23 protein-coding genes are annotated in these 23,584 nt (G+C 43.8%); 16 read left to right on the forward strand and 7 right to left on the reverse strand.

The features are described 5' to 3' along the window. Window positions 1–59: 59 nt before the first annotated feature. Window positions 60–782, forward strand: coding sequence for a nitroreductase family protein (locus ACVA54_RS00505; RefSeq protein WP_099077842.1), 723 nt, complete (start codon window positions 60–62; stop codon window positions 780–782). A 259-nt stretch (window positions 783–1,041) separates the two neighbouring features. After that, complete coding sequence (locus tag ACVA54_RS00510; protein WP_099077841.1) at window positions 1,042–2,022, forward strand: chemotaxis protein; 981 nt, start codon at window positions 1,042–1,044, stop codon at window positions 2,020–2,022. A gap of 47 nt (window positions 2,023–2,069) precedes the next feature. Here the strand turns inward: ACVA54_RS00510 and ACVA54_RS00515 are convergent, their stop codons facing one another. Beyond that, window positions 2,070–2,600 carry a type II secretion system protein gene (locus ACVA54_RS00515; protein WP_099077840.1) on the reverse strand — a complete coding sequence of 177 codons (531 nt, stop codon included), beginning with the start codon at window positions 2,598–2,600 and terminating at the stop codon, window positions 2,070–2,072. 339 nt (window positions 2,601–2,939) lie between these two features. Between ACVA54_RS00515 and ACVA54_RS00520 the strand changes: the two genes are divergently transcribed. The 3 genes from ACVA54_RS00520 (at window position 2,940) to ACVA54_RS00530 (ending at window position 5,465) form a co-directional block, all read left to right on the forward strand. Further along, on the forward strand, window positions 2,940–3,662 hold the full coding sequence (locus tag ACVA54_RS00520) for a sulfite exporter TauE/SafE family protein (RefSeq protein ID WP_099077839.1): 723 nt from the start codon (window positions 2,940–2,942) through the stop codon (window positions 3,660–3,662). A gap of 82 nt (window positions 3,663–3,744) precedes the next feature. Beyond that, on the forward strand, window positions 3,745–4,650 hold the full coding sequence (gene rarD, locus ACVA54_RS00525; RefSeq protein WP_099077838.1) for an EamA family transporter RarD: 906 nt from the start codon (window positions 3,745–3,747) through the stop codon (window positions 4,648–4,650). Window positions 4,651–4,925: 275 nt separating this feature from the next. Further along, complete coding sequence (locus tag ACVA54_RS00530; protein ID WP_182852616.1) at window positions 4,926–5,465, forward strand: phosphatase PAP2 family protein; 540 nt, start codon at window positions 4,926–4,928, stop codon at window positions 5,463–5,465. A gap of 78 nt (window positions 5,466–5,543) precedes the next feature. On the opposite strand, the gene ACVA54_RS00535 is transcribed toward ACVA54_RS00530, so the two are convergent. Next, complete coding sequence (locus ACVA54_RS00535) at window positions 5,544–6,908, reverse strand: endonuclease/exonuclease/phosphatase family protein (protein ID WP_446579677.1); 1,365 nt, start codon at window positions 6,906–6,908, stop codon at window positions 5,544–5,546. A 367-nt stretch (window positions 6,909–7,275) separates the two neighbouring features. Between ACVA54_RS00535 and ACVA54_RS00540 the strand changes: the two genes are divergently transcribed. Next, window positions 7,276–7,590, forward strand: coding sequence for a DMT family transporter (locus tag ACVA54_RS00540; protein WP_119463828.1), 315 nt, complete (start codon window positions 7,276–7,278; stop codon window positions 7,588–7,590). A 73-nt stretch (window positions 7,591–7,663) separates the two neighbouring features. Here the strand turns inward: ACVA54_RS00540 and ACVA54_RS00545 are convergent, their stop codons facing one another. After that, a complete protein-coding gene (locus ACVA54_RS00545; RefSeq protein ID WP_446579674.1) occupies window positions 7,664–8,563 on the reverse strand; it encodes a DMT family transporter in 900 nt (299 codons plus the stop codon). 147 nt (window positions 8,564–8,710) lie between these two features. On the opposite strand from ACVA54_RS00545, the gene ACVA54_RS00550 reads away from it, so the two are divergent. Continuing rightward, window positions 8,711–9,163 (forward strand): NUDIX hydrolase, encoded by a 453-nt coding sequence (locus ACVA54_RS00550; protein ID WP_099077834.1) that lies wholly within the window; start codon window positions 8,711–8,713, stop codon window positions 9,161–9,163. 158 nt (window positions 9,164–9,321) lie between these two features. After that, window positions 9,322–10,734, forward strand: a complete 1,413-nt coding sequence (locus ACVA54_RS00555) for a coniferyl aldehyde dehydrogenase (RefSeq protein WP_446632623.1) — start codon at window positions 9,322–9,324, stop codon at window positions 10,732–10,734. 164 nt (window positions 10,735–10,898) lie between these two features. On the opposite strand, the gene ACVA54_RS00560 is transcribed toward ACVA54_RS00555, so the two are convergent. Beyond that, the gene (locus ACVA54_RS00560; protein ID WP_446649308.1) at window positions 10,899–11,441 is read right to left on the reverse strand and encodes an OmpP1/FadL family transporter; all 543 of its coding nucleotides are present in this window, start codon (window positions 11,439–11,441) and stop codon (window positions 10,899–10,901) included. Window positions 11,442–12,074: 633 nt separating this feature from the next. After that, a complete protein-coding gene (locus ACVA54_RS00565) occupies window positions 12,075–12,554 on the reverse strand; it encodes an aminoacyl-tRNA deacylase (RefSeq protein WP_099077832.1) in 480 nt (159 codons plus the stop codon). A 129-nt stretch (window positions 12,555–12,683) separates the two neighbouring features. Here ACVA54_RS00565 and ACVA54_RS00570 point away from each other — a divergent pair, with 129 nt between their 5' ends. After that, window positions 12,684–14,222 (forward strand): glutamate synthase-related protein, encoded by a 1,539-nt coding sequence (locus tag ACVA54_RS00570; protein ID WP_446618960.1) that lies wholly within the window; start codon window positions 12,684–12,686, stop codon window positions 14,220–14,222. A 159-nt stretch (window positions 14,223–14,381) separates the two neighbouring features. Continuing rightward, on the forward strand, window positions 14,382–14,657 hold the full coding sequence (locus tag ACVA54_RS00575; protein WP_099077830.1) for a nitrogenase-stabilizing/protective protein NifW: 276 nt from the start codon (window positions 14,382–14,384) through the stop codon (window positions 14,655–14,657). Between the two features lie 38 nt (window positions 14,658–14,695). Here the strand turns inward: ACVA54_RS00575 and ACVA54_RS00580 are convergent, their stop codons facing one another. Beyond that, window positions 14,696–15,415: a methyltransferase family protein gene (locus ACVA54_RS00580; protein WP_446618961.1), complete on the reverse strand. Its 720-nt coding sequence runs from the start codon at window positions 15,413–15,415 to the stop codon at window positions 14,696–14,698. Between the two features lie 936 nt (window positions 15,416–16,351). Here ACVA54_RS00580 and ACVA54_RS00585 point away from each other — a divergent pair. Together ACVA54_RS00585 and ACVA54_RS00590 are read left to right on the forward strand one after the other, a co-directional pair. Then, on the forward strand, window positions 16,352–17,491 hold the full coding sequence (locus ACVA54_RS00585; protein ID WP_446596342.1) for an exonuclease SbcCD subunit D: 1,140 nt from the start codon (window positions 16,352–16,354) through the stop codon (window positions 17,489–17,491). A 9-nt stretch (window positions 17,492–17,500) separates the two neighbouring features. Beyond that, window positions 17,501–20,557 carry an AAA family ATPase gene (locus tag ACVA54_RS00590; protein ID WP_099077826.1) on the forward strand — a complete coding sequence of 1,019 codons (3,057 nt, stop codon included), beginning with the start codon at window positions 17,501–17,503 and terminating at the stop codon, window positions 20,555–20,557. Window positions 20,558–20,637: 80 nt separating this feature from the next. On the opposite strand, the gene ACVA54_RS00595 is transcribed toward ACVA54_RS00590, so the two are convergent. Continuing rightward, window positions 20,638–21,018, reverse strand: a complete 381-nt coding sequence (locus ACVA54_RS00595) for a cystatin domain-containing protein (protein WP_446643805.1) — start codon at window positions 21,016–21,018, stop codon at window positions 20,638–20,640. Between the two features lie 608 nt (window positions 21,019–21,626). Between ACVA54_RS00595 and ACVA54_RS00600 the strand changes: the two genes are divergently transcribed. The 4 genes from ACVA54_RS00600 to ACVA54_RS00615 all read left to right on the forward strand — a co-directional run bounded on the left by ACVA54_RS00600 (window position 21,627) and on the right by ACVA54_RS00615 (window position 23,524). Next, window positions 21,627–21,821 (forward strand): hypothetical protein, encoded by a 195-nt coding sequence (locus ACVA54_RS00600; RefSeq protein WP_119463836.1) that lies wholly within the window; start codon window positions 21,627–21,629, stop codon window positions 21,819–21,821. Between the two features lie 27 nt (window positions 21,822–21,848). Next, window positions 21,849–22,376, forward strand: coding sequence for a histidine phosphatase family protein (locus tag ACVA54_RS00605; protein WP_446596345.1), 528 nt, complete (start codon window positions 21,849–21,851; stop codon window positions 22,374–22,376). Between the two features lie 56 nt (window positions 22,377–22,432). Further along, window positions 22,433–22,969 carry a lipocalin family protein gene (locus ACVA54_RS00610; RefSeq protein WP_119463838.1) on the forward strand — a complete coding sequence of 179 codons (537 nt, stop codon included), beginning with the start codon at window positions 22,433–22,435 and terminating at the stop codon, window positions 22,967–22,969. A gap of 261 nt (window positions 22,970–23,230) precedes the next feature. Further along, window positions 23,231–23,524, forward strand: a complete 294-nt coding sequence (locus ACVA54_RS00615) for a SemiSWEET transporter (protein WP_119463839.1) — start codon at window positions 23,231–23,233, stop codon at window positions 23,522–23,524. Window positions 23,525–23,584: the final 60 nt, after the last annotated feature.

The raw sequence follows: 23,584 nt of genomic DNA on the forward strand, positions 1-23,584 counted from the left end.
TTCTTGCAGGGAGGTGGCCAATAAGTGAAGATCACCTTTTTTATTGTATTAGGCCTATCATGAGTTTTTCTTCTTTTGAGTCCATTGTTCATACTCGTCGTTCAGTAAGAAAGTACGATGCGAATGCTGAGTTTAATCACGACGACGTTGCCGCTGCGCTTGAGCTTGCAACGTTGAGCCCAAACAGCAGTAACATGCAGATGTGGGAATTTCATCGTGTTATTTCACCTGAAAAGCGAACCAAACTTGCGAAGTACTGTATGGGACAGAATGCCGCAACAACAGCAAATGAACTGGTTGTATTTGTTGTGACGACTCATAACTGGGAAGAGCGAGCCCAGCGCAACGCAGAGATTGTACGTCAGGCTTTCACTGGCCGTAACGACGCTGCGGCTAAGCGCGCTCTTAAATACTACGAAAAATTGATCCCAATGGTTTATAACAACGACAGGTTGGGTTTACGTGGCGTGGTGCGTAAGATCTACAGTTGGTGGTTGGGCCGAGCCAAACCCATGGTGAGAGAAGTTAGTAAAACGGATGTTCGAGTCTGTTTACATAAAAGCGTCTCTTTGGCAGCCATGACTTTCATGTATGCCATGCGTGATAAAGGTTATGACACGTGTCCAATGGAAGGTTTTGACTCAAAACGCGTTAAAACGTTATTAGGATTGCGTGATAGTGACCAGATTACCATGGTGATCAGTTGTGGTATAAGAGGTGAAGAAGGGGTCTATGGTAAGCGTAACCGTGTCGATAATGAAACCATAATAAAAAAACACTAATTGCGGCTAAACTATTTGCCTTTGTTGCCGTTAAAAGTACTGAGCTAGCTTACACGCTGAGTGTTCGAGCATATTTTGTTCAAATGTTAGACTGAGTTTCAGCATTTGATATAGAAATGTGTGGTTAGTATCCTTTTGATTATTTACAAATTATGTCTCAGTGACTACAAAAGGACTCTTGGATTTTTTGCCTGTGAAGTGATTCTCTGTGGCATTGCATTGAGTTAAATCTTGATGCGTATTTTGGATAATTGGGTTTATGAGTAACGTAACCAGCAGTATTTTGACTGAAAGTGGCACCAATGAGCTTGAAATCATTGAGTTTCACCTAGAAAAACACTTGCCAGATGGCAGCACTAAAACATGTTATTACGGGATTAACGTCGCGAAAGTGCGCGAAGTGATTCGTGTACCAGAAACCACTGATTATCCGAATGCACAGCCTCATATGGTTGGTGTTTTTTCTTCTCGTGAAGTACTGACGCCGTTAGTGGATCTTGCGGGTTGGTTAGGTGTGCCGACACGCCGCGATTTAGAGCGGAAATTTGTTATCGTTACTGACTTTAATAAGATGACTAATGGTTTCTTAATTGACAGTATTTCGCGTATTCACCGTATCTCGTGGAATGATGTTGAATCACCAAGCCAATTCCTAGAGGCAGGTGAGCAAGACTGTGTGGTTGCCGTGGTTCGTAAAGATGGCAATTTGATCATGATTCTCGACTTTGAAAAAATTATTGCTGACATTAACCCTGAACTGAGTATGGAAAAATACGACGTCACAGGCGATAAGTCGGTTGATTTGAACCAACGTATGGTTGGAAAGCGTAATGCGAAGACGATAATGGTCGTGGATGACTCTGCTTTCATTCGCTCTTTGATTCAGGATACTCTGGCTTCGGCAGGTTATAACGTGATCACCTGTAAAGATGGTGGTGAAGCTTACGAGAAACTAATGAATCTGATTGAAGTGGCGAAAGACGAAAACTTGCCTGTTCATGAGTTGCTTGATGCGGTCGTAACGGATGTGGAAATGCCGCGTATGGATGGTATGCACCTAGTGAAAAGACTCCGCGATACAGAAGCATACAAACAGACACCGATTGTGATGTTCTCCTCACTGATGAGTGAAGACAACCGAGAAAAAGCACTGTCGCTTGGCGCGAATGATACCATCACCAAGCCGGAGATTGGCCGTATGGTGAACATGATGGATAAGTACGTGTTTAAATTTGCGTAATAGATTTCATAGCATTGAAGAAGGCTGCCGATCGGCAGCCTTCTTGTTTATTCTGGGCAAGGAAGGATTTCTAACGTGTAACTCTCATTCGCGTTTTGAGGTGGTCCATAAAGGATACCGCATTGCGTTAGACTTGCTCTTGTTTCGTCCGCAGCGGCGATGACCATTTCTCGGGTTGTAGAACCCTCAGGGTGGTAGATTGTTTTCCAATCTGAACCATTTTCATTCAGTCCTTGCACAACAAGTTTCATTGATTCGCTATCTGAATCTGGATAGCCATACAGAAAAACACACTTTTTTGGGCCGTCGATCTGACAACCATCAAATGGTAGGTCAGCTTCAGGGTAATCCGTCTTAAAATTTGCTACATAACTTCTATCTTCTAACCTAGCAATTGCCATTTTCCCATACCCCATTGCTAAGCCAGACTCAATTGCTCCCTTCATTCCTTCCAAACGCGCTTCACGAACATCATCTTGAATATTTAGAAAACGTGGTGCAGCCACGATAGCCAAAATGCCGAGTATGACAATAACCACAACAAGCTCTATTAAGGTGAAACCTGATTTTCTGTTCATATATTTCCTACACGGTGGTTGCTATATTAGTCTGTCATCGTTGCGATTTTTGGTTCGACAGATTGATCTAGCTTACAAAAGGGCGAGGAATGATACCTTGCGATACATACATGGATTTATACTGCATCATATCTCATTGAGATAGTGTAAAGATTGTTAATGCATGGTTTCAGTTTTGTGTAAATTTAAAAGTAGCAGAGAATGAACCCGAGAAGCTTAATTCTTGGCATATTTTGATTGTGTTTTTCACCGCATTGGTCAATCCTACGCGGGGCCATAAATGATGCGTCCTACCTATATAATTTTCTTACTTCTACACTAACGATAAGAATCATATTGATGGAATTCGATTCGACACAATTGCTCGCGATGGGGCTGATATTTCTTGGGTCTTATGTACAAACGGCAATTGGCTTTGGGCTAGCGATCGTTGCTGCTCCTTTACTGATACTTTGGGCGCCTGAGTACGTCCCAGCTCCGATCTGTTTGGTGGCGCTGTTTATCTCTTTAATGAATGCGATGAAACATCGAAGCAGTGTCGAGATTGGCGGTTTGAAAATGGCATTGATAGGCCGGGTTCCAGGCTCAATTGCGGGTGGGGTACTGCTGTTTTTTGTTTCTACAGAAGCGTTGACGTTATGGATCGGTTTTCTTGTATTGTTCGCAGTTACGGTAAGTGTGCTGCCGTTTCGTATTGAGCCGACACCCGGACGGATGACGGTTGCGGGCTTTTTTTCAGGATTGTTCGGTACGAGCTCTGCGATAGGCGGGCCTCCGATGGCGCTGCTTCTTCAGCATCAAGAAGCCAATCAGTTACGTGGTAACCTTTCGGCGTTTTTTGTATTCAGCTCTATCATCTCCTTGGTGATTCAAATACCGGCAGGTTTTTTCAATCTGCACCATTTGCTTATCACTCTTCCGTTGTTGCCAAGTGCAGCGTTCGGGTATTGGCTGGCGATAAAAACGACACAGTCTTTACCGAAGGAGAAAATTCGTTTTGGCGCGCTTACTCTGTGTTTTGTTAGTGGCTTGACGGCGGTCATTCAAGGGTTTGCTGTGTAGTTATAAGGTTGCGTTGTAAAAGCACTTTACAAAACAAATGCGCCCTATAGAATCGCGTCACTTTTTATGTGCTGAGTTAGTTATGAACAACAGTCGTTACGGCAATTTTATGGCGGCGCTATCTTTCGTTATTTGGGGATTACTGCCGATTTATTATCGTTATTTACCGAATGCGGCAATGGATGAGCTGTTAGCGTTAAGAATTATTGGCTCTGTGCCAGTAGGCCTTCTTCTAGTGTTGATGATGACTCGACATTGGCCAAACTGGGCTGAAATTTGGCAAGACAAAAAGTCACTTGGGTATGCTTTCGTGGCAAGTAGCTTGATGTGTATCTCTTGGGTCGCATTTACATGGGCACTGACAAATCACAGAGTGATCGATGCAAGCTTAGGTTTTTTCATTGGCCCTTTGATTTCTGTTGCGTTAGGTGTTTTCGTTCTTGGTGATAAGCTATCGAAAGGCAAGTTTCTTGGGATTCTATTGGCAGCCATCGGCGTCTTGTACCAAGTGATCCACTATGGTGAGCTACCAATGGTTGCGTTGACCATGGGTTTGTTTTTTTCTCTATATGGGCTTTTTAAAAAGAAGATTAACTATAGCTGGAGCACGACGCTGTTTATTGAGGCGTTCGTATTAATGCCATTCGCTTGTGGTTATCTATTTGTTAAGCAATGGACGGTTGGAGAGCTCGCTTCAACGGTCGATGCTGCTACCTTTATGTTGTATTTGGGTAGTGCTCCGGTGACCATTTTGCCGCTGATTTTTTACTCCATTGCAATTCGTATCACCAGCTTATCGACGGTAGGTTTAATGCAATACATTGAACCAAGCCTGCAGTTTGTATTGGCGGTTGTTTTCTTTGGTGAGCTGTTTGATGGTGTGAAAGCTGTGACCTTTGCTTTCATCTGGGTTGGTCTGCTATTCACCGTTGTCGAAGGTGTTGCGATACGAGCCAAGCGTAAAAAACTCACTTCTCAGCCAATTTGATTTAGAACCACTAGATCTTCAAATTGTTGCCTCGCCTTCAAACCAAGTCATTCTCGCTGAACCTAGCGCGTGATTTAGCGAACAAACCATAGTAAATCGTTGTGCTTAACCAGTCATCTCAACTCTTCATCACTCACTGCTGTTTATATGTATTTCTGCATTAACTCACGTCTATTCACAGTCGCTTCACACTTAAATTGTTACAGTTCTCATTCGAACAAACGCGATAGCTGTGATAGCTTTCATGCGCATTTGTCATCTAGTTGGTTGTATTAATGAAGAAAATTGTACGTTTGGTTGGTGTGATATCTTTGTTTGGTTCTCATTCCGTGCATGCGATGAGTGAAAAAGATTGGGACGTACTTACCGATATCGGAGCTTATGGCTTGGTTGCAACGGCGGCCGCGGTACCTGCATATAAAGGTGATTGGGAAGGCTTTTGGCAAGCGGGATTTAGTATCGGTACTGCATCGGGAATAGGCTTAATCGGTAAGGTGTCAATTGATGCGGAGCGACCTGACAAAAGTGGTAACGACAGTTTTCCTTCTAACCATACAGCCAATGCTTTCGCTTCGGCAACAAATTTATACTTACGCTATGGTTGGGAGGCGGGCTTGCCAGCTTATGGCGTTGCAGCACTGGTGGGTGTAGGGCGTGTGGAAGCAAAAAAACACTATTGGCGTGACGTTCTTGCTGGTGCAGCTTTAGGTACGCTGAGCGCCTATGTCCTCACCGATGCTTATGATGAAAATGTTCAGCTTTTACCGTGGGTAAGCAGTGAAGATGTGGGTGTATTGCTGACTTATCATTGGTAAACTTCTGCGACCACGATCAAAAGAGCCTCGGCATACCCGAGGCTCCTGTTTTATCATTTTCTTTTCTATGCGCAGTCTTTAGAACTGAGCTTTAATCCAAATCATACGGTGGTCTGAAGAGACATCTTTGCCATTGCCGTACTTACCGATGCGATCGTCGTTAAACAGCTTACGACCTTCTTCATATGACGCTGCCCAGTAAACACCAGAATCAGCCACGTTTAGGTTTGCTGATGGCATCGCATAGTCAACACCAAGGCCGAATGTAGACGTAATGCGGTTTGGAATTGGATGTGTTGAGTTTTTGTCCACAGCATGCTCGGCTGCACCATAGCTCGTTGGATAAAGCTCACCATTCATCACATCTTGGTTTACCAAGGGGTCATTGTGGAAGTCTTGCATGATTTCACTGAAGCCATCGCCATCCAGTGGATCAAGGTTCTGGTCACCCATCATCACAAACTTCGCACCTTCAGCTAAGCCACCTTTGTTGCCTGCGTCATCGTAGAAGTACTCTTTACCTTGAACGTAGTGATGCCAAAACGCAACTTCAGCACCATTTTGTACTTTGTTTTTGCCTGGATCGAATACTGGTGGCGTTGGGTGAGACATCAACAGATGAACTACTTCATCACCTTTCTCAGTAGGGATGATAATTGGGGCATCTACGTGGTTTTTAGAAGATAGACGAACAAGATCCCACTCTTCAGCGGTGTACCATTCATCACCACACTGCATGCCCTCAGGAATGGTTTGTGAACCGTCACAGATCGTAATGGTTGGGATTTTTGCGCCTTCCATGTCTTTCCATTTGAATTCTTGGAAAGTACGTGTGTTTTCTGTGTCAATTTTGTACTTAGACATCAATGCGAACGCGTATTGACCGTGGTAGAAACCAAAGCCCCAAGCATCACCCGGTAGCTGACCTGCAGTACCGTTGTTGTCTAGATCAAGACCGCTGTTTAAGCCCGTGTTTGTTGAGTAAGACTCGGTGTAAGGATATTCGATTGGGTCTAGATTCGCTTCGCCACCTGCACCTTCAAGGCTTTGTGCTATGGATAGGTAGTTTTTCTGGAAACCTTCCAGTGCGACTTTATCTTCTCCAGTACCATCATTGTTGAATTCCGCCATCATAAGAACATCTGGACGGTTTTTTTGAATGATGGCTGCAACGTTACGAATTTGAATGACTTTTTCAGCCATTGTTTTGTCTGCGTCCGCGATTGTGCCGTCAAGGTAAGCGGTGACAAGTTCAGTTTGTTTGGCTGGTTCAACTTGCATTTCTGCAACAAGATCTTCAAAAGTACTGCGATCAAAAGAGAGGTTATAAGTGGCGATCTTTACTTCTTTAGGTTGAACATCTACGTATTCAGTGTCGTCGTTACAGCCAGTCAGTAGCGCAGCGCCGATTAGAAGAGCAAGAGGGGTTTTGATGTATTTCATTAGTATGCAATACCTTATAATTGGGTTCGCGAAAATACTAAAGTTATCAGTAATTTTTGTAAGTGACCCCTGTCACACAAACGATTGCCTGCTTACACAAATGCACAAATTTTGTGTGATTTGTGCAATAAACGCATCATTTTCAACACCAGAAGGTTATAATTAAACTGTTAAATAATGATGTCTATTTTATTTAATTGTTTTAGATTTATATTTTGTATGGTCCGATGTGGACGGATTTTGTTCATTATCAATCCGAGTTTTAGTAGTCGGAGATTTTCTTTATACTAAAACACCAATAGAAGTGAGGACGACCTCACCGCTCTTATCACAATCGGGGACGACCCCAATCATTTGGAATCTCTCAATGGCTTGGGCAATTCTTTTTCTTGCTGGACTATGTGAAGTCGCATGGGCAGTTGGGCTCAAATACACGGAAGGTTTTACTAAGCTAGCACCATCAGCATTCACTATTGGATTTATGTGTTTAAGCTTCTGGTTACTGGGTATAGCGCTTAGAACGTTACCGCTAGGTGTTGCTTATGGAGTTTGGGTTGGTATTGGTGCGATAGGAACCGCTATTGCCAGTATCTATTTATTTAATGAGCCAGCAACGTTAATCAAGCTTATCAGTTTGTTGCTGATTGTTGCCGGTATTGCGGGCTTAAAGTATGCGGCTTAAGGTCTCAATCACCGATAAATAAAGCCAGAGTCAGACTCTGGCTTTTCGCATTTCAATGTAGGAGCTTGCCTTGTTAGCGTTTGATAAATGGCAACTTTAAGTGCTGTCCAAATACGTTGACAAGCGCGCCTGTAACAATCAGTGCTCCCCCTAAGTAAGTCCAAGCGGACGGTAACTCACCAAAGAATAGGATCCCTAGCAGTACAGAGAATATGATTTGGACATACGAGTAAGCAGATGCTTTGCCGGCTTCTTGAGTCTGCATTGCTTTGGTTAACCCAAGTTGACCAATTTGAGTGAACACGCCAACGAGCACAAGCATCATAGTAAGATACAGATTCGGAATGACAAATTGACCACCCATTAAAACAATGGACGCAGGCAATGCTACCAGCGGGAAATAGAAAATAATCACCGAACTGTCTTCAGTTTGACTCAACTTTCGGACAATAACGTACGCGATTGAGCTACCAAACGCACCTAATAGCGCGATCATTACGCTAAACATAGGGAGCACATGTTCAGTGCCGGCACTTGTTTCAGGTTTCACGATCACATATACCCCTAACACACAAAGGACGATGCATACTAGTGTAGAAAACTGGATGCGCTCTTTAAGAAAGAACATCGCAAGCAGAGCGGTAAAAACAGGGTGGATATATTGAAAAATGGTTGCTTCTGCCAAAGGTAAGGTCGTTACAGAGTAATAGACACACATCAGGGCCATAGTGCCAACCGCACCACGAGCAAACAATAGTGCTTTGTTGTTCCCCCACACTGAAATGCGTTTTCTCTTTACATCTAGGTAGCTGATGACTAATGAAACCAGCGCCCTAGCTGCAACAATTTCAAAAACGGGGATGCCGTGTAAACTAACGTGTTTGACAGTCGCAGACATAAGCGCAAAGCCAAAGGCTGATAGCACCATAAAGCGTACGCCAATGGGAATCATAGAGTTCAGTGAATTAGGCATCGTACAGTTCGTTTATTGCGGAAGATCGGACTTTAGCATACAAAATGGTCAAATAGATCAGTATGTTGTAAATATGGTTATTTCTCTAATTTATACAAGATACACTGACAACGTCCTAGGGATAAAGAATTGCATAAGGAGAAGTGTATGATACCTATACAAGCCACGCACGTGTCTGGCGTCGTAATTTCCGAATTTGATGGTGTAAAAAAGATGCTGTTACTTAAGCGTGTCAAAGGAGGGTATTGGTGTCATGTTGCTGGTGGTATTGAAGAAGGGGAAACGGGTTGGCAAACACTCATTCGAGAATTGAAAGAGGAAACGAAAATCGAAGGGGTAGAGCTTCATAGTGCTGATTTTTTGGAGCAGTTTTATGAGGCGCACAAAAATCGAATCATGGTTATTCCTTGTTTTGTCATTTTTTGTAAACCAGAACAACATGTTACGCTTAATCACGAACACACTGATTACCGATGGTGTACGCTAGCAGAAGCCAAACAGCTTACGCCTTTTGCAAACCAACATCATCTCTATGAACATGTATGGAAATATTATGTTGAAAGCGTTCCGACACAATTTACGCTTATCAGTCAGATATAATTTTACTCGGTTGCTGTTAGGTTCATGCATTAATGGAATAAGATCCGAGCTGCAACTCTAACTTCATCGATACGATAATAGTAAGCGTGTTGCATTTATGTTAACGTTAAGGCGAAAGCACGGCATTAACGGTATTCAGGTGCATGAGGAGAATGATCATGAATGCGATAGTAGACGTCGAAGTTGGCTACTCATTACGTAAGACACTGGATAAGCTTAAGGCAGCCTACAATGTTGAGCCTTACCCAAGTATTGACGTGAGAAAGCAAAAGCTTGCTCTCCTCAAGCAAACTATCCTAGATAATCAGCAAGCGCTCGTCGATGCATTGAGCGCTGATTTTGGTTATCGCTCAGAATTTGATACGGCAATGACCGATGTTCTACCAACGATTTCTCAAATCAACTACACCTTAAAACGCCTAAACAGATGGTGTAAGCCAAGCCGTCGCCATGCCGGTTTACTCATGGCGCCGTCCAAAGTCTCGGTTGAGTATCAGCCAGTGGGGGTAGTTGGTATTATTTCACCGTGGAACTTCCCGGTTATTTTGAGCTTATCGCCATTAGTCACGGCACTTGCTGCGGGTAACCGTGTGATGATGAAGTTAAGTGAGTTCACGCCAGAGACCAATAAGGTTATCGCAGAGATTTGCCGTGCATTGCCTGAAGATGTCGAGGTGGTGGAAGGTGAAGCCGACGTGGCTCAAGCGTTCAGTAAATTGCCGTTTGATCATTTATTGTTTACTGGTTCGACGAACGTGGGTCGAGCGGTCGCCAAAGCCGCCGCTGAAAACTTAACCCCTGTGACGTTAGAACTTGGCGGCAAGTCCCCAGTTATTGTGGCGGATGATGCAAACTTGAATAAAGCCGTCGATGCAATTTTATTTGGTAAGTGCATTAACGCAGGGCAAATATGTGTCGCGCCAGATTACGCCTTTGTGCCACAACACAAAGTGGATGAGTTTGTGTCGTTGTTTCTTAAGCGTTTTGAAGCGTTGTACATCAATGGTGAGCAAGAGCAGGGCTTCTCTCATATCATTAATCAGCGTCAATACGATCGCCTGAAAGCGGTATTAGAAGATGCGAAAGCAAAAGGGGCCGATGTTCATTCCGTGGCGGAGCCAACGGTGCAAGGCCGTTGTCTGTATCCTCATTTGTTAACCAATGTGTCGTCAGACATGGTCGTGATGCAAGAGGAGATTTTTGGTCCACTGATGCCAATTAAGCCTTATAACGACATGGCTGAGGTGCTTGAATACATCAATCGGAATCAACGCCCTCTGGCGCTCTACATTATGACAGAGGACAAAGGTACGATTGAGCATATTGTACATAACACCCACAGTGGGGGCGTTGGTATTAATGACACGATTTTGCATGTTGGTGCCGAAGATGCACCATTTGGTGGTATTGGTGAATCGGGACTGGGGCATTATCATGGTGAAGAGGGCTTTAGAACCTTTAGTCATGCAAAGACGGTGTTTCATACGCCAACTTGGCTACCACGTGTTAGCATGCTTATGGAACGTCGCGGTATAGCGATTAAAGCGTTACAAAAGTTTTTCATTCGTTAGATAACGCACTATTTCAAAAAAGGAAACCGCCTAATCAGGCGGTTTTTTTAGTCGAGCGAACGGTCACCATCTACGCGAGTGACCGTCGATTGACTTATTCTACACAGCTCCAGCCAGTGGTATCGATGGAGTTAATCCAGTCAGCGATGAGCTGAACCCCTTCATCATGCACCACGTGGCGTCCAAGCTCTGCCACCACCACCTACGCTGAAGTTGTCATTGATACGGTAGGCAATGGCAGGATTAAAAATGACGCTCTCTAAACTGGTTTCCCCACCAATCGGCCCTGCAAGGTAATCATCCGGGTATTCGGTCGCTAATCCAAAATCGGTAAATATGCCTAAGCCCCATGACCAAGAATCATTAATTGGTGCAGCAATATAAAACGAAGGGACGATGACGTTATCGACTACGTCGTTGTGAGTGAGTAGGTTATTAAACGAATCTGACTCACCATTACCCGTCACTCGTACTTCCGGCATGATATAGGATGCGCCAACAGATAACTCATAAGATTGAAACATCGTGATGGCAGCAGCGTTATGAGCAACCACTGACGCTCCATCGGCAATAGCGGCTTCACCTGCGTTGGCTCGACCTAAACCAGCTGCGGAGTGTTCAGATAACTGAAATCCTGCGGCATATAAGTTAGGTGAGCTTAGTACTATAGATATCGCAAGAACGATTTTTGCATTCCTTGTCTTCATATCACTCTAAACTCCATGTGTTTTTTTAGGATGCGTTCTTTATTAAAGTGCTCACAAAACTAGATTGAACTTAAATGATTTAGGAAAGGGCACCACCTAAAACATAAATCCATTTAACAATTGTGTAATGTTGATTTTTTGAAATTGTCACACCAGTCTCATATACAGCATGACTAATATTAATGCTGCTAAGTATATGTAATGATTATGAATATGATGTTTTCTTATGTTCGGAATAGGTCGAGGAACCTTAGTGACTGTTTGAGGGAGAAGGTTGGGTTGGTGGCTACATGTTAATAGAACGTGATTTTGAGGAAGCTAGAAGTTAGTACGTATGTTTAAAACGGATGTTTAATAATTGTTCGCGTTGATCGTTCGCTAGTGTGTTGAAATGTGCTTACCCTAGGTGAAACCGCGCTAAAATAATTTTTCAATTAGAGTTTTTACTTAAGATTAATTGCATCTACGGCGATATATTGAATGGTTGTCCAACAATGATGTTACAACTGCGCAATATGCGGTGTGGGCTGAATGACGAGGCTTGAACTTGAGGAAGGATAAAGGCTCTTGTTCTGTTGTCATACCCAAGCATCTCAAGGTGACTTGAGTGGATAAACAAGAGCCTAAGCTTGATTAATGGAACACTTCACTACTAAAGCGTAAATAACGGCTTTCCCCCATCAACTCTTTAAAGGCCTCTTTATCGAGTTTGATTAAGGTTTCGTGGTCACCCGCTTCGAGGTAAACATAATCTAAGTTGCCTAATACCTCATCACAAACCGTTAATATATGATAAGCGCTACCCACAGGCGGAATGGCTCCGTTTTCGCAATCAGTGAACATACGGTAAACCTCGCGCTCCTTCACGAGATGAAATGTCGCATTAAATTCATCATTGAGTCGAGATAAACTGATTTTATTGTTGGCAGGCAATACTGCCATTACATGACGACCTTGATGATCTTCTAAAATCACCCCTTTGGCCAAATTGTTAAGTGGGACACCTGCAGCAACGCCACTTTGCAGTGAACTGTGACTGTGGCTGTGATTAACGGTCTGAAAATGAATATGGTGTTCAGTCAAATAGTGGTCGAGTCGGTTAGAAATAGGCATAGTCGCCTCCATCGGTTTGAGCCCCATAACATAGTATAGGTGACTCTAAGGAATACTGGCGTAACAAAGATACTGTTCTACGATTACTGAAAGCTCGTGAAGAACAGGATGTGATAAGAGGAAACCAATATGCGTAAGCCAGTGATTGCGGATAACAAACCGATAAAAGTTGAGTTAAAACAAGGTGAGGAGTATTCCTACTGCCGATGTGGAAAATCAAAATCACAGCCTTTCTGTGACGGGTCTCATGTTGGAACCGGATTTAAACCCATGGACTTTATTGCCGAAAAAGACGAAGAAGCGTGGCTGTGTCAGTGTAAATATACGGCCGACGCTCCATTTTGTGATGGTAGCCACAAGCAATTTTCGACGGATCAAGTTGGTCAGGAAGGGCCTGAAATAAAATCAGGTGACCATTCGAGCCCAATTGCAATCGCGACTCAAGAAGAACCCACTGTTGAGTTTATCCACCAATTAGCAAGAGAAGGGTTGTCTAAATTGGGGCATCATGGCCCAATGACGTCAATGGGCGTTCCAAGACATTTATTACCACATTGGGATGACTTACAAGTCATGGTCGCTCAAATGGCGACAAAACCCTTGATGGAAGAGGTACCTGTAGCGACGGAGCTTGTTATTGGCCCAAAAGCGAAAAAGCCATTGGTACTGAACATTCCTTTATTTGTGTCTGATATGAGCTTTGGCTCACTCTCCGAAGAAGCGAAAGTGTCACTCGCAAAAGGCGCGGAATTAGCCGGAACGGGTATTTGTTCCGGTGAAGGAGGGATGTTACCTGAAGAGCAACAAGCCAATTCGCGTTATTTCTATGAACTTGCGAGTGCTCAGTTTGGCTACGATGAATCCAAGCTCGTCAATGTGCAAGCGTTCCACTTCAAAGGTGGGCAAGGGGCGAAAACAGGGACAGGTGGCCATCTTCCAGGCAACAAAAACGTAGGGAGAATTTCTCAGGTACGGGGTATACCTGAAGGGCAGTCCGCCATCTCTCCCCCGACATTTAAAGATCTCCACACCGCGCAAGATTTCAAAAAGTTTGCTGACCGAGTACGTGAAATCACGGGCGGTATTCCCATCGGTTTTAAATTGAGTGCGAACCATATTGAAGAAGACATTCAGTTTGCGCTTGACGCGAGTGCGGATTACATCATTCTTGATGGCAGAGGCGGTGGTACGGGAGCGGCTCCTGCAATGTTCCGTGATCATATTAGTGTTCCAACGATACCGGCACTTGCAAGAGCGAGACGGTATCTCGATGCACAAGGTGTAGGTGACCGTGTCACGTTAATTGTCACTGGGGGCTTACGTGTGCCGATGGATTTTGTCAAAGCCATGGCATTAGGAGCTGACGGTGTGGCGATTTCTAACAGCGCGATGCAATCCATAGGGTGTGTCGCTGCTAGGATTTGTAATACCAACAATTGTCCTGCCGGTATTGCCACGCAGAAAGCCGATTTAAGGCAGCGTTTAAACGTCGATAAAGCTTCTCATCAGCTAAACAACTTCTTTGCTGCATCCGTTGAGATGATGCAAGTGATGGCAAGAGCGTGTGGTCATCACTCATTGAGTCAATTTAACCTGAATGATTTATCTACCTGGAATCGGGATATGGCGAAGCTATCGGGCGTTAAATATTCGGGGGTAAACGAGTGATGCGCGCGCAGACCCTTTACGAGATCGATATGACATTTGTGTTCGAATTGCTCACCCAGTAACTGGTATACAAGTAACTCGCTTTGATAGGTGCGATGTCAAAGAAGGTAGGGCGCATTGATATTAAAATGACTGAAAATTTGTCGCTGTTGTTTTTATATGACCACCAATGATATCCAAGCCAAAATTGCGAGTTTTTCTTGCATAGAGGAAGCTTTAGATTATTTCGACATGAGTTTTGATAGCCGCTTTATTAACACGCATCGTGTTGAACTTGTTAAGCGCTTTAATGGCTATTTGATTTTGACTAAGCCGGATGATTGGTTTTCAGCGCGGCGTGCGTTGAAAAATGCTTACTGTAAAGTGCAGCGAAATCAATTAGATAAAATTACTCGCTCTGCCTGCCGGGGCTGTACCTCGTGTCAGAGACGCTAACCTAAGATGCAGAACACCGTTTAACGTAGTGAAGCTTCTTAGTATACCCATGGGACTAACCGATAGCGCACACGTTGTACATAGTCACGATACCCCGGCAACTCTTCTTGTAGAGTTTGATCTTCAAGTGTGGTTCTGATCACAGTGATGATGGATGCCACTATTGCTGGAATCAGAGTCCATACAGAACTTAGGGCAAGAACAATACCGAACAGTGCAACGAGATTCCCTGCATAACCCGGATGCCGCACAAAGCGGTATGGGCCGCTGTCACACACCGTATGCCCTCGATCAGTCTGGATACGTACCACGCTGGAGAAAAAGCGATTCTCTGCCAATGCCCATGCGGAAAAAGTATAACCGAGCGAGATCAGAGTGAAGCCAGTCGCGATGAGCCATAGTGGAAATTCAGAAGACCAGTTATAACGGTGGTCTAGCCCTGCCACAATGGTCATAGGAAATGTGATACTCACCGCCATCAGCGGTGCAAGTACTTTGTCCCAAGCTTTTGCATTTTGGATGTTTTCAATATTCTGTCTTTCAGCTGTTAATCCGGGATGTCGTTGCTCTGCCCACATACGACTAGCAACTCCCTCAACTAAGAACAGCATTAAAAATAACCACGCCTGCAACCAGCCGATGTCGCCACCACAGATAAATAGGATCAGTGGGATCAAGAGATACACCGTAATTAACCTGAGCCACTGGCGCAGGGAAACGGTTTGGGTTGCTTGTTCATTAACCGTCTTTGATGACATTCCACATTCCCTTCCTTAAAATAAAATCGATTTGCGTGCGCGCTTAACTATCAGTTCAGGGGGGCTGAAAGAAGTGGTGCTTATCTGATCCTAGCCTCCTCCTTCTAACAGGTTAGATCGTTCATTACCGAAACACACAGTGAAGCATTAGATGACTTAAGGCACTTCATAGACAGTGTCAGTGTAAGGGGGGACTAGACATTTGCGGCAGGCAGGACGGTGTTGATACAACGTATAAGATGATGTCGTCAGTGAGGAGTGGAGATAGCCGATTTGAATGATCGGCCTATCATGTTCTGCCTAGTCAGATGAGGTAGCGATGGACAACTTATTTTGTATGGATCTCAGGGGGAGGTTGTAGCAATGCATCTAACTCTTCTCTGGTCAGTATCTCATTAGGACTCATGTTGTTAGGCTCATCCTCAAGCGCCAATTTCGTTTGGTTAATTAGGTATCTCTTTTGTGTTGGCGTTAAATCTTGCAGAGTGCTGAGCAAGTTTTTAAATCTACTGGGCTTCATCGTAAAATCCCTATACAAGCGAAAGCAAAGGTGTTGGTTGCTAATTTATTTTATTGATTAATAAGGCTAAGTTTTGGATTGTTTGTGATATTAGCCTTAACTGAAATAGTATCCAAACTACGCAGGCTCGGACAATTTAGATTAAAAATAGTAATCAAATTGCATAATTGCAAGTCTATCGTTGCATATATTGAGTATAGGGGCGAGATGCCCCTTATTTGTTAACCGTCTTTGTTAACCGTCGCTAAATTTGTTTAGACACCTGTTCTGCTCGCTTAAACAGTTCATTGACCTTTTTCATTGCTCGTCCTTACTTGTGCGATTAGTAACATAAACCACATGAAAAGCTTACGAACTCACGATATCCTAGGGGGATAATAAGACAGCGCCATGTAGATGGCAGAAAGTGAATTCGAATGAAGTTTATCCATACCTCAGATTGGCACCTTGGCCGACAGTTTCATAACGTCTCTTTGCTTGACGATCAGCAAGCGGCTCTTGAACAGTTAATCCAATATATCGAAAGCAATCCTGTAGATACGGTGGTGGTTGCCGGCGATATCTACGATCGCTCAGTTCCACCGACTATTGCCATTGAGCTACTAAACCGCGTGGTGAAGCGAATCTGCGGTGAGTTAAACACGCCCATGATTTTGATCTCCGGTAACCATGATGGTGCTGAGCGATTGGGCTTTGGTTCAGAGCAAATGAAAACAGCGGGGTTGCATATCATTAGTAACTTTGAAGATATGCTGACGCCAGTCGTTATCGAAACGAAATCGGCTGGAAAGGTGGCTTTTTACGGCATGCCTTATAACGATCCTGAGCAAGTTCGTTTTGCTTACCAAGAACCAATTTCGACGCACGACCAAGCACATAAACTTCTCGCCGAGAAAATCACAGAACAATTCAACCCAGAGCAACACAACGTGTTAGTGAGCCACTGTTTTGTGGATGGCGCAATGGAGTCAGACTCTGAGCGTCCACTGTCGATTGGTGGTTCCGACCGCGTCAGTCACGAGCACTTCCTTAACTTCGATTATGTGGCGTTGGGGCACTTGCATCAGCCACAGAAAAAAGGCGAAGAGTACATTCGTTATTCTGGTTCATTGATGAAATACAGCTTTGGTGAGCAGAACCAAAAGAAAGGTTTCACGCTGGTGGAAATCGACCAAAACGGTTTTGTCTCGGCAGAACATGTCGAACTCACTGCGCCTCATGAAATGCGAATCATTGAAGGTGAACTTGAACAAGTGATAGAGCAAGGTAAAACGGATCCGAAAAACGAAGACTACTTGCTGGTGCGCTTAATGGATAAGCATGCGATTTTAAATCCCATGGAAAAGCTACGTGCTGTTTACCCAAATGTTTTGCACCTAGAAAAGCCTGGGATGTTGATTGGTGTTGAACAAGAGATGGCGCAAGCGAAATTGGCGAGAAGTGAGATAGATATGTTCCGAGACTTTTTTACGGAAGCGCAAGACAGCCAATTATCGCAAGAACAAGATCAAGCGATCAGCGACATCATCAAACAACTTTCTCAGCAAGCTCAGTAAGGACCAAACATGAAACCGATTAAACTGACAATGCAGGCTTTTGGTCCGTTTGCTCAAGCAGAGACCATCGAGTTCGACAAGCTTGGTACTAACCCTCTGTTTCTGATCAATGGTCCTACTGGTTCCGGTAAAACCTCGATTCTCGATGCCATTTGTTTTGCTCTTTATGGTGAAACGACGGGTAATGAGCGGCAAGGCATTCAAATGCGTTGTGATATGGCTGCGCCTACGTTACTGACCGAAGTGACACTAGAATTCTCTTTGCACGGTAAATCTTATCGAGTGATTCGCTCACCAGAACAAGAAGCACCAAAGGCACGCGGTGAGGGCATGACAGTACGTAAGCATACCGCAGCTTTGTATGAGATTACGGACGAAGAAAAGCTCATCACTAGCAAAACAACGCAAGTAAAGACGGAAGTGACCAATATTATTGGCTTAAACGAAACTCAGTTCCGCCAAGTGATGGTGCTGCCACAAGGTAAGTTTCGAGAGTTGTTACTTGCGACGTCCAAAGAACGTGAAGAGATCTTTGGACAGCTATTCCAAACGGACATTTACAAGAAGATTGAATATGCGCTGAAAGACAAAGCGAGTGCCATTAGTAAAGCCAAAGACGAGTTTGATAACCAAATTCGAGGCGCACTGCAGGTAGCTGGTGTTTCTTCTGAAGCGGAGTTAACAGAGCAGCGTGAAGCGTTATCTGTTCAATTTGAAACCGTGCAAAAGCAAGAGCAAGAATCTCTGGCGCAATTAAACACGGTAAAAACTGACCTGCAAAAAGCAGAAGCATTGAGCAATGAGTTTAAAAAGCGCGAGCAAGCCGAAATTGCATTGAAGCAACATTTGCAGCAGAGTGATGCTATTTCCTTTCGTCAATTGCAGTTAGACAATGCGAAGAAGGCAAGCAAGATTGAGTTGCCTTATGTCACGTTACAAAACGCCTCAAAACAAACGCATGAGCTTGAGCAAAAGGTGGCTAAGCTTTCTCAAGATCTCACTGTCGCAGATGAAGCGGTAAAAGCCAAAGAAGGCGCATTGCAAACCGCGAAAGAACAAGCGGCGCAATTGCCAAAACTGACTGAGCATCAATACCAACTTGAAAGCATGAAAGGGAAGTTGGTTGAAAAATCAGAGCTAGAAAAAGCCATAAATGCGGGTTTGACGCAAAAGTCTGAGTTTGAAGCAACGCTGAAGAAATATATCGCTTTGAAAGAGCAGTTAACGCTAGAGGCGCAACAAGGTCAGAAGTCACTGGATCAAGCTCGAGTCGATGTTGCAAGTATTGGCAGCGTAGAGGCGGAGATAAAACAGCAACAACGTTTGATGCAAGACCTACAGAAGCTTAATGGCTTAAACCAAGACCTGGCGAAACTGGATGCGCTGACGCCGAGCAAACAAGCTTCGGTTGACCAAGCAAAAGCAAGATACATAGAACTTCAACGCTCAGCAGATACCCTTGAGCTAAGCTGGCACAATGCTCAAGCTGCGGTTTTGGCTCAGCGCTTACAAGCCGGTGAAATGTGTCCGGTGTGCGGTAGTGTAGAACATCCTCACCCCGCTCAATTTGTTGGCGAAGAGGTAACAAAAGAGCAAGTTCAAAACGCTCGGAACACAGAGCGAGAAGGGCAAGTTGCTCTGAACCAATTGAACAATCAGTTGGAGCAGCACAATATCGCAATCGGACAATACAAGCAGCAAATTGAGCAACTATCTGATGAACTCGGTCAAAACGCAGCATTGGATTTAGGCATGTTACAAGCGTCCATGCAGCAGTTCAACGAACGTTTACAGCAACTGTCTTCGATTAACTTGGTTCATTTGGAACAAAGCGTCAATGAGTTAAACCAGCGTTGCATCACTGGTGAAAGTAAGATCAATGATCTGCAAAACCAGATGGCAGCGAATGAATCGACGATAAAAGTGAATCAAGAGCAATTGGTTAAACTGTCTGCTTCGTTAGATGCCAAGTACTCGTCACTTGAAGTGCTTGAACAAGATATTGCTGCGATTCAAAAACAGATTGCGGCGTTAAATTCAGCCTTAGAGACTGCACAAAATCATTTGCAACAAGCGGTGCTGACAAAGACCAATATTGAAAGCCAACTGACAACCCATCAACAGTGGTTGAATGAGGCACTAGAGCGTTTGAACACAGCCAAAGCTGATTGGGAGCAAGCGTTGCAGGCGAGCGCATTCGAGGATGAAGCGCAATTCCTAGTAAGTAAAGTTGATGAAGCCGAGATGCAGGTTTGGCAGCAAGAAATTGATGCGTTCAAACAGACTCAAATCAAGCTAGAACAAACTTTGGCAGACTTGAGTTCAGAGTTGAAAGAGTTGGCGTTGCCTGATTTAGAAGGGCTTAACGTTAAGTTAAACAGTGTTCAGCAAGGTTACGTTGAAGCGCGCAATCAGCTTGATAGCACGCGCTCTTTGTTTGAACGTCTAGAGAAAGTCCGCAATGACATCGTGATGTTACATGACAAGAACACTAAGTTAGAAGACGAATACAAAGTGTTTGGTACCCTGTATGACGTTGCTAGCGGTAAAACGGGCAGTCGTATCAGTCTGCACCGATTTGTCCTTGGTGTGTTATTAGACGATGTGTTGATACAAGCGTCACAGCGTTTAAACCTGATGAGTAAAGGCCGTTATATCTTGGCTCGTAAAACGGAAGGTTTTAAAGGTGCCGCTGGACGAGGATTGGATTTGGTGGTTGAAGATAGCTACACAGGTAAAACACGTGATGTCGCGACGTTATCAGGTGGCGAATCTTTCATGGCAGCGTTAGCGTTAGCACTCGGTCTGTCTGACGTTGTTCAGTCATACAGTGGCGGTATTCGTTTAGATACGCTATTTATTGATGAAGGTTTTGGCAGCTTAGATCCGGAGTCTTTGGATCTTGCGATTCAAACGTTGGTCGACTTGCAACAAACGGGTCGTATGATTGGTGTGATTTCTCACGTATCTGAACTGAAAGAGCAAATGGCGCAGCGCATTGACGTTGAACCATCACGACTAGGATCCAAGGTTTCTGTAAAGTCTCAGATGGAGTTTGATTCTTAATCGGTGTCGCAGATACCAAAAATCCCGCTAAATTATCGTATAAAATGGCGGGGATTTTGGGTGCTCAGTTTCGGAAGCTCTTACTGTTCGCAGAAGCGACCTTCATTCGGTGATTGCGTAATTGCATATTCACCATCTAGGTTTCGGTAGATAACCGTGTTCCAAACTGAGCCGTCATTCAATTCAAACTCTATCGCGTAGTTCACACCACTGACAATTTGTGCATGAACGGACAAGATCTGTTTAAACGAAGCGAGAGTTTTTATTTTTTTTAGGACAAAGGCCATAGCCTTTTGAGCGTCTGGGGTAGCATCGAACTCGTTCCACCCACCTGGCATATTTCCTTGTCTATCACATACATCTGCCGAGGTTGTTGGCTGTGTAGTTTCATCCTGAGTGTTTTGTTGGCATCCGACGAGCAAAATCAAGATTGCGAAAGCTGACACTGTTTTTAATTTCATTCAAGAACCTCTATTCTGCAAGCGCCCATTATATAGGGTGGCATTCCTGCTTAATGTCTACGTTGTGCCAACTTTTTATATGAATCAAGTTAAATTCTGAGGTTTAGTCGAAAATCTGTACTTAAAGCAGTACGAGTGTCGTGAATTCGGTTCTTATGCGACAGGAGGGCAAGTACTTTGAATAAAGAGATGGTAGCGTAATACTTGTACTTACGTTTTAGTTTACAGTGTAAAGGATACGGATCGTGGTTAAATCAAGTAAAGTTGAAATGCTGAATTCTACGGTCTGGCCTCTCAATTTTTGGGTACAAAAAATGAAAGATAATACGCAGGCCTATAGATTCGAGATCGCGACTGACGATAAGGGAGTTCGTGGACTTTTACTATAATATCTATGTGCGCGGACTCATATACTGCGTCATTGCATCCCCTAATATGGCAAATGAGTTTTTCGCTTCAATGGATTTTATAAAAAGACAAAAGTGGATTTTGGAGAATAGTTGGTAGTCACGTGAATATGTACGGTCAAACTAACGAAAATCGGCTTTCAGTTTTCAATCGCCTGCTGTTGGGTGTAGATAATATGGTAAAAATAATAAGGTAATACCATGCAATCAACTCATTGGATTCAACTTTGCTTACGCGAGCTTGATGGCGGTGAACTCAATATCACGATATACAAGGGCGAAAATGCGTATGAGCTTTCAGTCGTTGGTAATCGGGAGCCCTCTATCCATTCTGCGATCGAATACAAAAACGGTGAAGTGCACTCTTATCTAAAACTTACCCCAATTTATCAATAGCAATTTAACAAGGACGGGCACCACAATATGGACATTGTATTTGTAAGACATGGTGTGCCAGATTTTTCGTTAGCGGATGAGAGGCAAATGACCCAACTGGAGAAGGACTATGCGCCACTCTCTCGAGATCATTTGCCGGTGCTGCAAGAGAAACTCAATCATCCAATCTTCGATGAAGCTGAAATCATCATAAGCTCACCTTATACGCGTACTCTTCAAACTGCAGAAATTCTCAATCGTCATCGCGGTTTGTCATTGTTTGTTGAGCATGACTTGAGAGAGTGGCGCGCTGACAAAGAGGGCGGCTACATTACGTTGAATGAAAGAGACCGACGCTGGTACGAATACCGAGAGCAGTTAAAAGCTTGTATTCCAATGACTGATACCCGCTACGAACATGTTGACGAGCTAAAAGCACGAGCGGAGTCGGTGCTGGAGCGTTACCGCCAATATCGAAAGGTTGTTGTCGTGAGCCACTTTAATGTGTTTGAAGCACTACAAGGTTTCCAAGAGGTGGGACTGTCTTGCGGAGAATTTAGACTCATTAGTGTTTGATCGATTTCTTCTCTTCTATAGTAAAATCAGTCACTAATTCACTTTCAGGTTGCTAAATGAAATCTCTCAAACTACTTCTGCTTTTATCTCTTGCGACGCTGTTTGGCTGTACTTCAAAGCCGGATGGCGTTGAGCCTGTTAATAACTTCGAACTTCGACCATATCTAGGTAAGTGGTATGAAATTGCGCGTCTTGATCATTCCTTTGAACGTGGTTTATCCAAGGTGACGGCTGAATATGAGCTTCGTGAGGACGGAGGCGTAACGGTCATCAACCGCGGTTATTCAGAAGAAGAACAAGCGTGGACGCAAGCTGACGGCAAAGCGTATTTCGTTGAAGATAAAAATACAGGTCACTTAAAAGTGTCATTCTTTGGTCCATTCTATTCGTCTTACATCGTGTTTGAGCTAGGGGAGAAGTACGACTATGCCTTTATCTCTGGCTTTAATCATGACTACTTGTGGCTACTTTCACGCACGCCAACAGTAGATGCCGCCACCATCGAACGCTTCAAACAAGTTGCGAAAGCAAAAGGCTTTAAACTAGACGAGCTAATTCTTGTTGATCAAATTCAATCAACACTTGGTCAATAAGGTACACAGAAGAAAAAATAATCGATAAAAATCGTTTAAAGACGCGAGACATGGTGCCATCAAAACGAGGATCCAAACCTGTTGCGGTCCATTAACTTGGGGAGAGTTCTACTTTCAAACTGAAATATGCAACAACGTATATACTAGTAAAGATTATGTTTGTGTCTGCATGATTGTTCATGACGTTATGTCTCATAAAACGAAGTGACCAAATTTAACGTATCACTATTTTTAATCTAACAAGTAAGGATAAGGAAACCAATGTCATTTTTAGAACGAATTGGAAAAGCACTCGAACCCCTTATGCTTGTCATGGGGTTAATCAGCCCAATTGCCACAATGCCTCAGTTGTATAAACTGTACTTCTCTCACAGTGAGCATGCTTTAGGCTTATCACTCACCACTTGGTTGCTTTATTCGTTTATCGCACTTCTGTGGACTATCTATGGCATTTATCACAAGAATCCGACCATTTGGGTAGGAAACTGTTTAGGGTTTCTGATGTATGTCGCCATGGTGGTAGGCATCATTCTTCACACCGGCGGTACTTTCTAGAAGAAATATGCGCGCAGATTTTTGTCTTTGATACTTGGCTTGTAAACGGGTAAAAGTAAG

It is taken from the genome of Vibrio sp. PNB23_22_6, from assembly GCF_052877535.1.

Excerpts from the sequence above, each read along its gene's own strand:
- ACVA54_RS00535 (WP_446579677.1), bottom strand. The coding sequence starts at position 6,908 with ATGAAATACATCAAAACCCCTCTTGCTCTTCTAATCGGCGCTGCGCTA.
- ACVA54_RS00585 (WP_446596342.1), top strand. The coding sequence starts at position 16,352 with ATGAAGTTTATCCATACCTCAGATTGGCACCTTGGCCGACAGTTTCAT.
- ACVA54_RS00515 (WP_099077840.1), bottom strand. The coding sequence starts at position 2,600 with ATGAACAGAAAATCAGGTTTCACCTTAATAGAGCTTGTTGTGGTTATT.
- ACVA54_RS00575 (WP_099077830.1), top strand. The coding sequence starts at position 14,382 with ATGACCACCAATGATATCCAAGCCAAAATTGCGAGTTTTTCTTGCATA.
- ACVA54_RS00570 (WP_446618960.1), top strand. The coding sequence starts at position 12,684 with ATGCGTAAGCCAGTGATTGCGGATAACAAACCGATAAAAGTTGAGTTA.
- ACVA54_RS00565 (WP_099077832.1), bottom strand. The coding sequence starts at position 12,554 with ATGCCTATTTCTAACCGACTCGACCACTATTTGACTGAACACCATATT.
- ACVA54_RS00615 (WP_119463839.1), top strand. The coding sequence starts at position 23,231 with ATGTCATTTTTAGAACGAATTGGAAAAGCACTCGAACCCCTTATGCTT.
- rarD (WP_099077838.1), top strand. The coding sequence starts at position 3,745 with ATGAACAACAGTCGTTACGGCAATTTTATGGCGGCGCTATCTTTCGTT.
- ACVA54_RS00610 (WP_119463838.1), top strand. The coding sequence starts at position 22,433 with ATGAAATCTCTCAAACTACTTCTGCTTTTATCTCTTGCGACGCTGTTT.
- ACVA54_RS00505 (WP_099077842.1), top strand. The coding sequence starts at position 60 with ATGAGTTTTTCTTCTTTTGAGTCCATTGTTCATACTCGTCGTTCAGTA.
- ACVA54_RS00560 (WP_446649308.1), bottom strand. The coding sequence starts at position 11,441 with ATGAAGACAAGGAATGCAAAAATCGTTCTTGCGATATCTATAGTACTA.
- ACVA54_RS00605 (WP_446596345.1), top strand. The coding sequence starts at position 21,849 with ATGGACATTGTATTTGTAAGACATGGTGTGCCAGATTTTTCGTTAGCG.
- ACVA54_RS00530 (WP_182852616.1), top strand. The coding sequence starts at position 4,926 with ATGAAGAAAATTGTACGTTTGGTTGGTGTGATATCTTTGTTTGGTTCT.
- ACVA54_RS00545 (WP_446579674.1), bottom strand. The coding sequence starts at position 8,563 with ATGCCTAATTCACTGAACTCTATGATTCCCATTGGCGTACGCTTTATG.
- ACVA54_RS00540 (WP_119463828.1), top strand. The coding sequence starts at position 7,276 with ATGGCTTGGGCAATTCTTTTTCTTGCTGGACTATGTGAAGTCGCATGG.
- ACVA54_RS00555 (WP_446632623.1), top strand. The coding sequence starts at position 9,322 with ATGAATGCGATAGTAGACGTCGAAGTTGGCTACTCATTACGTAAGACA.
- ACVA54_RS00580 (WP_446618961.1), bottom strand. The coding sequence starts at position 15,415 with ATGTCATCAAAGACGGTTAATGAACAAGCAACCCAAACCGTTTCCCTG.
- ACVA54_RS00520 (WP_099077839.1), top strand. The coding sequence starts at position 2,940 with ATGGAATTCGATTCGACACAATTGCTCGCGATGGGGCTGATATTTCTT.
- ACVA54_RS00595 (WP_446643805.1), bottom strand. The coding sequence starts at position 21,018 with ATGAAATTAAAAACAGTGTCAGCTTTCGCAATCTTGATTTTGCTCGTC.
- ACVA54_RS00600 (WP_119463836.1), top strand. The coding sequence starts at position 21,627 with ATGCAATCAACTCATTGGATTCAACTTTGCTTACGCGAGCTTGATGGC.
- ACVA54_RS00510 (WP_099077841.1), top strand. The coding sequence starts at position 1,042 with ATGAGTAACGTAACCAGCAGTATTTTGACTGAAAGTGGCACCAATGAG.
- ACVA54_RS00550 (WP_099077834.1), top strand. The coding sequence starts at position 8,711 with ATGATACCTATACAAGCCACGCACGTGTCTGGCGTCGTAATTTCCGAA.
- ACVA54_RS00590 (WP_099077826.1), top strand. The coding sequence starts at position 17,501 with ATGAAACCGATTAAACTGACAATGCAGGCTTTTGGTCCGTTTGCTCAA.